Genomic DNA, 10294 nt, shown 5'->3' on the forward strand with positions numbered 1-10294 from the left:
CAAATTCTTCTACCAATTCAGGTTTTAGAATTCCATCATCTAAATTTCCTAAACAATAATCAGAATCATTTACAAACTGATGACATGGATATAACTCGCCCCATGGGGTTACTGCCAAATACTCTTTTCCTGAACCACAACCGGAAATTCTTTTATATACACATGGCCCATTTTCTAAATCAATCATATAGTGATAAAATTCAAAACATCGGCCTTGTTGTTTTCTTTTAATCATCTCTTTAGCTAGGATTTCATACTGTTCAAATAGTTTCGGCAAATCTTCTTCTGTTAATGCTGAGGAATCCAATAAACCATCTTGTGGGGAAGAAACCACAGGTTCCATACTTAACTGTGTAAAACCTAAATCCGACATATGAAAAATATCCTCTGTAAAATCAACATTATGATGCGTGTAAGTACCGCGAACATAATAGCCGGTATCATTTCTACTTTCTACGAATTTTTGAAATTTAGGAACTATCAAATCATAACTTCCTTTTCCTGCGAGATTCTTTCTAAAATGGTCATGAATCTCTTTTCGTCCATCTAATGACAGCACTACATTATGCATTTCTTTATTTGCAAATTCAATAATCTCATCATTCAAAAGCACTCCGTTTGTTGTCAGTGTAAATCGAAACTTCTTTTTTTTCTCTTTCTCTAGACTACGTCCATAACCAACCAATTGCTTTACAATTTCCCAATTCATCAACGGCTCTCCTCCAAAAAAATCCACTTCTAAATTGGTTCTTGTTCCTGAATGTTCAATTAGAAAATCTAAAGCTTTTTTTCCTATCTCGAATGTCATCAATCCATCCTTGCCATGATATTTTCCTTGTTTTGCAAAACAATAATCACAAGCGAGGTTACAAGTATGTGCAACATGAAGACACATAGCTTTTACTACATTACTTGATTTCATTTCCAATGTCGCATTTTGGTAAATGTCATCGGAAAACAATTGGCCGGAATCTTTTAAATACTCAATATCTTCTAAACAATCCTCCACTTCACTCCTAGATAAATTCAAATGAGCGTATTTTTGTAACATTATATCAACAATACTCTCCCTATCATTTTGCTCATAAAGCTCAATAATATCATATGCTACTTCATCCACTGCATGTACAGAACCACTGTAAGTATCAATCACAATATTATAACCATTCAATTTATATTGATGTATCATATTTCCCCCTCTTAATTACATATAAAAAAACCACCGGCTCTTGTCTCATGGTAAAATGCCGGTGGTTCCATAATACAACTTGCTTGAAACAATATTAGTGTTGTTCACAAGGTTGATTTGCTACTCCACAAGATGTTTTGCATGCAGATTGGCAAGATGTTTGACATTCTCCACATCCACCGGTCATCATGCTTTGTTGTAAATTTCTTGTGTTCAACGTTTTGATTCTACTCACTCTTGTGCTTTCACAAGGTTGATTTGCTACTCCACAAGACGTTTTGCACGCAGATTGACAAGATGTTTGACATTCTCCACATCCACCAGTCATCATACTCTGTCTTAAATTTCTTGTACTTAATGTTTGAATTCTTTTCATAACTGAATACCCCTTTATCCTCTTCTATCATATTTTTTATAAATACATTTCGCATTCATTTTACATTAAATCCTATCATTTTTCAATAGTTCAACTGTATAAATCTCATTTGGGAATCTTCCCATACTACTTTTTAATGAAATTCCACTCTTTTGATAATATGTCATGTTTGAAATTAAAACACTGTCAAAACATTCTCCTGGAACAATAAGTGGAATTCCAGGAGGATATGCCCAAATATATTCTGCTGAAACTAATCCGGGACAAAGCTTTTCAAGTGTGACGAATTTGCTGTTATAACATCCAACGTTTCGTATATTCTCAAATTTTTTTGGTATTGTAAATTGAGAGAATGACTTTTGTTCAAAAATTCTATTATCACATAATTCATCTATTTCCAACAAAGCCTCTGCGAATTTTTCCATTGCAACTTCTGTATCGCCCATCCCTGTCATAGCCACCACATAATCAATAGATGCCATCTCCAATTCAATATGATACTTTTGTCTAAGAAGTTTCATCAAATCCACTCCACTTAAATTTGTATTTTTACAAGAAATAACAATTTTACTATCATCATATAGTACTTTTCGATTTTTTTTTATTTCATTTTCTAACAAAACCAAGTTCTGCATCTTTCCAATCCTATTTTTAAATACATTTAGACTTTTTCTCCAGTTAGAAAAAAGTGATTCTCGTTCACTTAGCAACAATTCCACACATCCATCAATTGATGCTAACAGTAAATAAGATGGACTGCTGGTTTCAAAAATGGAAATTGCATTTTGTAATCTCTCTTTTGAAATTCGATTACTGTTTCTGTGAATAGCAGCGGTTTGCGTCAAGCTAGGAAGTGTTTTGTGCAAACTGTGTACTACAAGATCTGCTCCCATTTGAATCGAATTATTTGGAAATTGATATCCAAAACCTAGGTGAGATCCGTGCGCCTCATCGATCATAACAGGAATATCTTTTTGATGTGCAACCTCTACGATTTTTCTTACATCTGTAATAATTCCTTCATAAGTTGGACTGGTTATAACAATTAACTTAATTTCTGGGTAATTATATAATATTTCCTCTACCGTTTTGTAAGAAACCTCTGCACAACTTCCGGTCAATTCATCAATCTCGGGCAATAAATAAATGGGATTTAGCCCAAAGACTTCAATAGCATGATACACAGATTTATGACAATTTCTAGCAACCAAAATATTATCTCCAGGTTTTGTTGCTGCATAAATTCCAGACAATATCCCGACTGTACTTCCATTGACTAAAAAATGAGTTTCTTCACAAGACCACAAATGAGAGGCTTTTTCCATAGATTCTTTTAAAATTCCATTTGCATCATGTAAATCATCAAAACCTTCAATTTCTGTAATATCACAATCTGCACCTAATTTTGATAAATAACCTGCTTTCTTCGATAATGATAGATTCCTTTTATGTCCCGGCATATGCATAGGTATCCTATTTTTATTCTCAAATTGTAATTTATTTAATATCATTCTAATACTCACCTCTTCATATTCATTTTAGTTTTATTAAGATTTTCAAATTAATTTTTGCTGTAAATTATCACAAAAATTACATCTCTTAACTTATATAAACTATCATTGCTTAATAGGAAATAAAAATTATATCCATATCAAATGTTATCAACTAATAATTATATTTCTCTTGGTCATAAGGAGAATTCCTTGTATTTTTCATAAAACATTGCTATAATGTTTTCAATTGTTCATTTTCAATATTTTAGAATACTTATAAGGAAGTGTCAAATTATTATGCGCAACTTAACACTTTTAACAGATTTATATCAACTTACTATGATGAATGGGTATTTCAATGAAAATACACATGAAGAAACTATGATATTTGATGTGTTTTTTCGTCAAAATCCAAGTCGTGGCGGATATACAGTTGTATGCGGAATTGATGAAGTTATTGATTACATTGAAAATCTTCATTTCGAAGAGGAAGATATTACATATCTTAGAAGTTTAGATATTTTTTGTGATGACTTTTTAGATTATCTGAAAGACTTCAAATTTACTGGAGAAATTTATGCAGTTGAAGAAGGCTCTGTTATGTTTCCTAATGAGCCCCTCTTAAGAGTAAAAGCAAAAGCTGTTGAAGCACAGTTTATTGAAACAGCAATTTTATGTATTGTTAATTTTCAGTCACTCATCGCTACAAAAAGTTCCAGAATTTGCCAAGTCGCGAAAGATGATATAGTGATGGAGTTTGGACTACGTCGTTCACAAGGTCCGGATGCCGGTATTTATGGAGCAAAAGCTGCAATTGTTGGAGGAGCACAAGGAACTTCAAATGTTTTAGCTGGAAAACTATTCAATGTTCCAGTCATGGGAACTCATGCACACAGTTGGATTCAAAAATTTGATTCTGAAATTGAAGCATTCCGTTCTTATGCAAAAACATATCCTGATAAAACAATTCTACTAATCGACACTTATGATACATTAGAAAGTGGCCTTCCTAATGCAATCACAGTATTTAAAGAAATGAGAGCATCAGGACATGAACCATTAGGAGTTCGTATTGACTCAGGAGACTTAGAATACTTATCAAAAGAGATACGTAAACGTCTAGATGAATCCGGTTTTGAAAATGTAAAAATCACTGCGTCAAATGACTTAGATGAGTATACTCTTATAGATTTAAAGTTACAGGGAGCAAAAATTGACTCTTGGGGAGTCGGAACCAAATTAATCACTTCCAGTGATTGGCCATCTTTAGGTGGGGTTTATAAATTAGTTGCAGTAGAAAAAGATGGTTTGATTAAACCGAAAATTAAAATTTCAGAATCTCCTGAAAAAATTACAAACCCAGGTTATAAAAAAATTATTAGAATATACAATAAAGAAAATGATAAAGCAGAGGCTGACTTAATTATGCTTGATCATGAAAATATAGACACTTCTAAGCCACTAACTATTTTCCATCCTGTTTATAGTTGGAAAAGAAAAACATACAAAAACTATTATTTAAAAGAATTGCTAAAACCTTTATTTATCGACGGAAAATGTGTTCGTAAAAAGAAGACTGTTTTGGAATATAGAGACTATGCATTTGCTGAAAAAAATTCATTATGGCCACAATATTTGCGTCTTAGCAATCCGGAGCCATACAAAGTTGACTTATCTGAAGAACTTTGGAATATCAAAAATACACTAATTGACCAAAAAAGACACCGCCGTGATGTTTAACGAAATAGCTTAATTAATAAAACACTATGCCTATCACTTATAATTTATCAAATTAAAGGATAGGCATTTTTCATGGATATAAAGATTCTTTAGAAATCATCATACTATCATCTGTTTTTTGATATAACTGATTATATTATGTACGGTATCCTCTATTATAATCCATTAATATCATTGCTATTTCATAACTAATTCATAGCTTCCATCAATTACATACTCATTTCCTACCAAACCGTAAAAAATAATAGCCATGGAAAATTTTATTAAACTTGTAATCATATATAGTTTAATATAATAACAGCATTTTATATCTCAATATAAAGTTCAGTTTTTGAGTCACTATAAAAATTTTAGTATTTTTATAAAGATTATTTTTCAAAATAAGAGTTACTCACAGTTGTAATGTGATATAATATTTTGTGTATATTTTAACTATTTGCAACGTTCAATTAAATTATTATTTTTTCAAAGAAGGATAAAATTATGAATATAGGTATTTTTGATTCAGGCATTGGTGGTCTATCAGTTCTACACCATGCACTCAAGGTAATTCCACATGCAAATTTTATCTACTATGCTGATAGAAAAAATGTTCCCTATGGGGAAAAATCCGTTTTTGAAATTCAAAATTTTATCGATGAAATTATGGATTTTTTTATTTCTAAGAAAGTAGATATCGTTGTCATTGCATGTAACACGGCAAGCAGTGTAGCAACAAAAGAATATCGAGATAAATTTCCCTTCCCTATCATAGGAATGGAGCCTGCGGTAAAAAAAGCAGTTGAAACATATACGGAAAAACAACAACGAATTTTAGTTGCTGCAACACCAATAACTATTCAAAGTAATAAATTGCGTCTTCTTTTAAATCGTGTTGATAAATATCATCAAGCAGATTTAATCGCTCTTCCGAAATTGGTTCATTTTGCGGAACTTAAGCAATTTGATTCCATAGAAGTAGATGAATATATTAGAAGCGCACTTAATCAATATGCTTATGTAAATTATTCTGCTATCGTGTTAGGTTGTACACATTTTAACTATTTTAAACCCTCATTCCAAAGGATTTTTTCTAAAAAAATACAATTTATAGATGGAAACGAAGGAACAATCAAGCAGCTTCTTAGAAAAGCACCCAATACAAAAAGTAGCATACAATCTATAGAATTCTATTTTTCCGGAATTCCGAGTACTTCAGAAGAATTACAGGAAGTCAAAACATATCTGTCTCGTTTAGAAGACGTCTACACACTTTAGCAATTTATATCAAAGGAGTTTTTATGACCTATCAAGAAGCAATTTTACATTTTGAACAACTTGGAAAATTAGGAATTCAACTTGGCCTTGTTCGAATCGAACGCTTATTAAATTGTATGGGAAACCCTCATCATAAACTAAAATTCATTCATGTAGCAGGTACAAATGGAAAGGGGTCAACCTGCTATATGCTTTCCAACATTTTATCCCACAGTGGATATAAGACAGGTTTATTCACGAGTCCCTATATTTTGGACTTTCGTGAGAGTATACAGGTAAATATGCACATGATTTCAGAAGAAAATTTTTCTGAATGTGCAGAGTATGTATATCATTGTGCTGAACAATCTACAATTAATAATGATCCTCCGACACAATTTGAAATATTGACTGCAATTGCTTTCGAGTTTTTCTTCAGACAAAAGTGCGATATTGTTTTGTTGGAAGTTGGCTTAGGTGGAACTTTGGACTCTACCAATATCATTCCTCCTCCACTATTACAAATCATCACTTCCATTTCTTTAGACCACACAAATATTTTGGGAAGTACAATTGAAGAAATTACAAAAGAGAAGTCCGGTATTATTAAAGGTTCTACAACAATTGTTTATCCTAATTTACCAAAAGAAGTACTTCACATTTTAAAAAAGAAATGCAAATCCATAAACAGTAGATTGATACAACCTGATTGTAAATCTTTGAAATTTAATAGTCGTTTGTTTGGAGTTTGTGATTTTTCTTATGACAATATTTCCTATAAGAAATCTTTATTGGGTGAAATACAACTCTATAATGCTATTTTGGTAATTACAGCCTCGAAAGAATTAAATTTAATGGGATTTTCTCTTTCTTTAGAATCCATTCAATATGGAATTGAAAATACATTCATACCAGCTCGTATGGAACTACTCTCTAAATATCCAATGATTCTTTTGGATGGTTCTCATAATGAAGAAGGAGCTATCGCCTTGAAAAAGACTTTAGAAACAATTTCAAACACTTCTATCAAGATGATAATGGGTGTTCTGGAAGATAAAAATATTGATAAAATACTTGAAAACACTGCGAAACTTTCTGATTATTTTATTGCAGTATCTCCTAACAATCCTAGAGCTTGTTCCTCAAAAAAACTTGCAGATCTTGCAAAGAATTATTGTGATAATGTAACACAATCATCCTCGTTAGAGGAAGCTGTCAATATTGGATTTTCCATGTTGCACGAAGGAGATCTTCTTATCGTGTGTGGTTCCCTTTATTTGTCTCATGAAATTCGTCCTATTTTAATTAAGAAAATAAAAAGCTTATCAATGTAAGGAGAAAACATTCAACGATATACTATTTCTTTTTTGTTCTAAGCTGGAATATTATTGTTTACGAAAAAACTTCTTAGTATTTTTCACTAAGAAGTTTTTTTATTTTTACTATACATCATCTATCTGCCAGTCAATCTGTTGATTATATTCTATTTTCAAAAATTCATTTGTTTTAAGAAAATGTTCATTTCCAAAAAAACCACGATATGCAGAAAGTGGACTTGGATGAGGTGATGTTAATACTAAATGTCTCTTTTGATCAATCATCTTTAATTTAGTAATAGCATTTGACCCCCAAAGTAAAAAAACAACCGGCGTTTCTTTTTCATTTACCAACTGAATCACTTTGTCGGTAAAATGTTCCCAACCTAAATTTTTATGTGAATTTGCTTTGCCCCGTTCCACAGTAAGAACTGTATTTAAGAGTAGTACTCCTTGTTTTGCCCATTTCATCAAATAACCATGATTCGGCATCGTTAATCCCAACTGGCTACACAACTCCTTATATATATTATACAATGATGGTGGAATACGAACTCCAGGTTGCACAGAAAACGCCATACCATGTGCTTGTCTAGGTTCATGATATGGATCCTGCCCTAAAATAACTACTTTAACATCATCATAGTCCGTTACTTTCATAGCATCAAAAATATGATACATATCCGGATAAATTGTCTTTGTTCGATACTCTTCTATTAAAAATAATCTCAGCTTTTGATAGTACTCTTGCCGAAACTCATCTTTTAATAGAAAATCCCACCGGTTTCCAAAATTAACCAAAATGACATCCCTCCAAACATTTATTTCACTAGTTTTGCAGTTACTTTTTTCCCTCTGATATTCACTTGTTTTAAATGTTTTGAAGCTATCTTGGCGTATTCTTCTTTAATATCAAAATAACTTACATCTGATAATATATCAATTGCACCAATATGTTTTCCAGGAATTTTACATCGATTTGCAACAGAAGATACAATATCTGCAGGTCCTACTCTATCTACCCTACCAATATTTAATTCAAAACGAACCATTCCTTTTTCTTTGGAAAATTTCTTAGATTTCTTTTCTTTCTTCTGTCCAGATATCGCTTTAATTCTATCTCGTTCATACGCACGATAATCTATTTTTTCTTTATTTTGAAGATTTAAAGTATTTTTCATCATAATCGCCAAAAAAGCTTCTAAGTTAACCCCAGATTGTTTCATTTCAGAAACTAAATTGAAGTAAAAATCTAAATCAGAACTATTTTTTTGACTTCTAATACCATCTATATATTGATAGATAATCTTCTCTTTTACTTTATCGTATCGAGGAATCGCTTCTTCTTTTATCTTACATTTTGCGTACTTTTCGATTCTTCTCAATCGTTCCATGTCCCTACCATATGCAAAACTATAAGATTTTCCGCTGGCACCAGCACGACCGGTACGACCTATTCTATGAACATACTGTTCTTCTTCTATTGGCAAATCATAATTAATTACCAAATCAACATCCCGAATATCCAATCCTCTTGCAGCAACATCTGTTGCAATTAACATGCTGATTTGACCTTCTCGAAATCGATTTAACACCATATCTCTCTTTTGTTGTTTTAAATCACCGTGTAAGGCTTCTACAGCATATCCTCTGTTTTGCATATCCACAACCAGCTCATCTACCATTTTTTTTGTATTACAAAAAATAATCGCTTTTTTTGAACTCTCTAATTGTAGAATTCGGCTCAAAACTTCTGATTTATCAACATTTTTTACCTTCATATAAATTTGTTCTATTTGATCTACTGTCATTGTCTTATTTTTTACTCGAATCATTTCAGGATTCTTTAAATATTTTTTTGAAAGGGACAATATTTCTGCCGGCATAGTAGCTGAGAATAGCATTGTTTGTCTATCCTCATTAGTTTCTTTCAAAATATTTTCAATATCTTCGATGAATCCCATATCTAACATCTCATCAGCTTCATCCAATACTACAAAATGTACATGATCCAACTTAATTGTTTTTCTCTCAATATGATCCAATATTCTTCCCGGAGTACCAATAACAATCTGAACATCCTTTTTTAGTCCTTTTATTTGTTTGTCAATATATTCTCCACCATAGACAGCAATATTTCTAATTTTTGTAAAGGCTGTCAACTTATCAAATTCATTAGAAACTTGGACTGCCAACTCTCTAGTAGGACAAATAACCAAAGCTTGAATCTGATGATTATTATTTTGCAAAATATTATCTAAAATAGGGATTCCAAAAGCAAAAGTTTTTCCAGTACCTGTCTGAGATTGACCAATCAAATCTTTTCCTTCTGTTGCAATTGGAATTGCTAATTCTTGGATGATTGTTGACTCCTCAAAACCTAAGTGTTCTAACGCCATTTGTATTTCTTTTGAAATATTAAATTCTGTAAATTTTTTCATTTCATTCCTTTCTTTTTTCTATCACACTTATTCTCCCTTTATGAAATATCTTTTTATTTTATAGAATTAATTTAATTTCTATTCAGAAAAAATCCAGAATTCTACTTCATCCTTTAGAAACACAGATGTTACCAGTTGTCGTACCATCAATGTGAAGCATTTTCTTAATTGACATTTTATATTTAACCAACCAACTTAATCTATGTGTTGCTACAATTCATATTACTAGTCAATTATGCACATTAAATAACATACATATTTCCTATAATTTACGTCTACAAGACATCTTTGTTTCAATAGATAGTTCTATTAAAAATATTGTAATCATTAAAAAATCTCCTAATTCTATACAATTAGAAGATTTTAAAATTCACCAAATTGTAAAAAGTTATTTCATAATAAACAAAGGCAAACCGATAAGCCGAGTTCTGTCGTGTGCAGTCATCTATCTCGTTTTACTGTTACCAGTAAAATCTAGCAACCTACCACCGAGGAAGGACGGG

Annotated in this window: 8 protein-coding genes and 1 pseudogene; 3 read left to right on the forward strand and 6 right to left on the reverse strand. The window is 31.6% G+C overall.

What is annotated here, in order from left to right; translation table 11 throughout:
* The 4 genes and pseudogenes from scfB to ACO5GE_RS07020 all read right to left on the reverse strand — a co-directional run.
* Positions 1–1189, reverse strand: a 1189-nt coding sequence (gene scfB, locus ACO5GE_RS07005) for a thioether cross-link-forming SCIFF peptide maturase (RefSeq protein ID WP_484830207.1), incomplete at its 3' end; no start/stop codon positions are given.
* A 94-nt stretch (positions 1190–1283) separates the two neighbouring features.
* Positions 1284–1424 (reverse strand): six-cysteine ranthipeptide SCIFF, encoded by a 141-nt coding sequence (gene scfA, locus ACO5GE_RS07010; RefSeq protein ID WP_484830214.1) that lies wholly within the window; start codon positions 1422–1424, stop codon positions 1284–1286.
* Between the two features lie 9 nt (positions 1425–1433).
* Positions 1434–1565 (reverse strand): annotated as a pseudogene (scfA, locus tag ACO5GE_RS07015) (six-cysteine ranthipeptide SCIFF); the annotation flags it as partial.
* Between the two features lie 65 nt (positions 1566–1630).
* Positions 1631–3076, reverse strand: a complete 1446-nt coding sequence (locus ACO5GE_RS07020; RefSeq protein ID WP_484830208.1) for an aminotransferase class I/II-fold pyridoxal phosphate-dependent enzyme — start codon at positions 3074–3076, stop codon at positions 1631–1633.
* A 279-nt stretch (positions 3077–3355) separates the two neighbouring features.
* Here ACO5GE_RS07020 and ACO5GE_RS07025 point away from each other — a divergent pair, with 279 nt between their 5' ends.
* The 3 genes from ACO5GE_RS07025 to ACO5GE_RS07035 all read left to right on the forward strand — a co-directional run bounded on the left by ACO5GE_RS07025 (position 3356) and on the right by ACO5GE_RS07035 (position 7368).
* Positions 3356–4798, forward strand: coding sequence for a nicotinate phosphoribosyltransferase (locus tag ACO5GE_RS07025; protein WP_484830209.1), 1443 nt, complete (start codon positions 3356–3358; stop codon positions 4796–4798).
* 483 nt (positions 4799–5281) lie between these two features.
* A complete protein-coding gene (murI, locus tag ACO5GE_RS07030) occupies positions 5282–6055 on the forward strand; it encodes a glutamate racemase (RefSeq protein ID WP_484830210.1) in 774 nt (257 codons plus the stop codon).
* A gap of 23 nt (positions 6056–6078) precedes the next feature.
* Entirely contained in the window at positions 6079–7368 is a 1290-nt protein-coding gene (locus ACO5GE_RS07035; protein ID WP_484830211.1) for a bifunctional folylpolyglutamate synthase/dihydrofolate synthase, read from the forward strand.
* A gap of 108 nt (positions 7369–7476) precedes the next feature.
* On the opposite strand, the gene ung is transcribed toward ACO5GE_RS07035, so the two are convergent.
* Together ung and ACO5GE_RS07045 are read right to left on the reverse strand one after the other, a co-directional pair.
* Positions 7477–8151, reverse strand: coding sequence for a uracil-DNA glycosylase (gene ung, locus ACO5GE_RS07040; RefSeq protein ID WP_484830212.1), 675 nt, complete (start codon positions 8149–8151; stop codon positions 7477–7479).
* Between the two features lie 20 nt (positions 8152–8171).
* The gene (locus tag ACO5GE_RS07045; protein ID WP_484830213.1) at positions 8172–9791 is read right to left on the reverse strand and encodes a DEAD/DEAH box helicase; all 1620 of its coding nucleotides are present in this window, start codon (positions 9789–9791) and stop codon (positions 8172–8174) included.
* Between the last annotated feature and the right edge of the window lie 503 nt (positions 9792–10294).

This window comes from Filifactor sp., assembly GCF_057248345.1.

What these genes read in the sequence shown, in the direction of transcription:
- ACO5GE_RS07020 (WP_484830208.1), bottom strand. Translation starts at nt 3,076, where the DNA reads ATGATATTAAATAAATTACAATTTGAGAATAAAAATAGGATACCTATG.
- ACO5GE_RS07035 (WP_484830211.1), top strand. Translation starts at nt 6,079, where the DNA reads ATGACCTATCAAGAAGCAATTTTACATTTTGAACAACTTGGAAAATTA.
- murI (WP_484830210.1), top strand. Translation starts at nt 5,282, where the DNA reads ATGAATATAGGTATTTTTGATTCAGGCATTGGTGGTCTATCAGTTCTA.
- ACO5GE_RS07045 (WP_484830213.1), bottom strand. Translation starts at nt 9,791, where the DNA reads ATGAAAAAATTTACAGAATTTAATATTTCAAAAGAAATACAAATGGCG.
- ACO5GE_RS07025 (WP_484830209.1), top strand. Translation starts at nt 3,356, where the DNA reads ATGCGCAACTTAACACTTTTAACAGATTTATATCAACTTACTATGATG.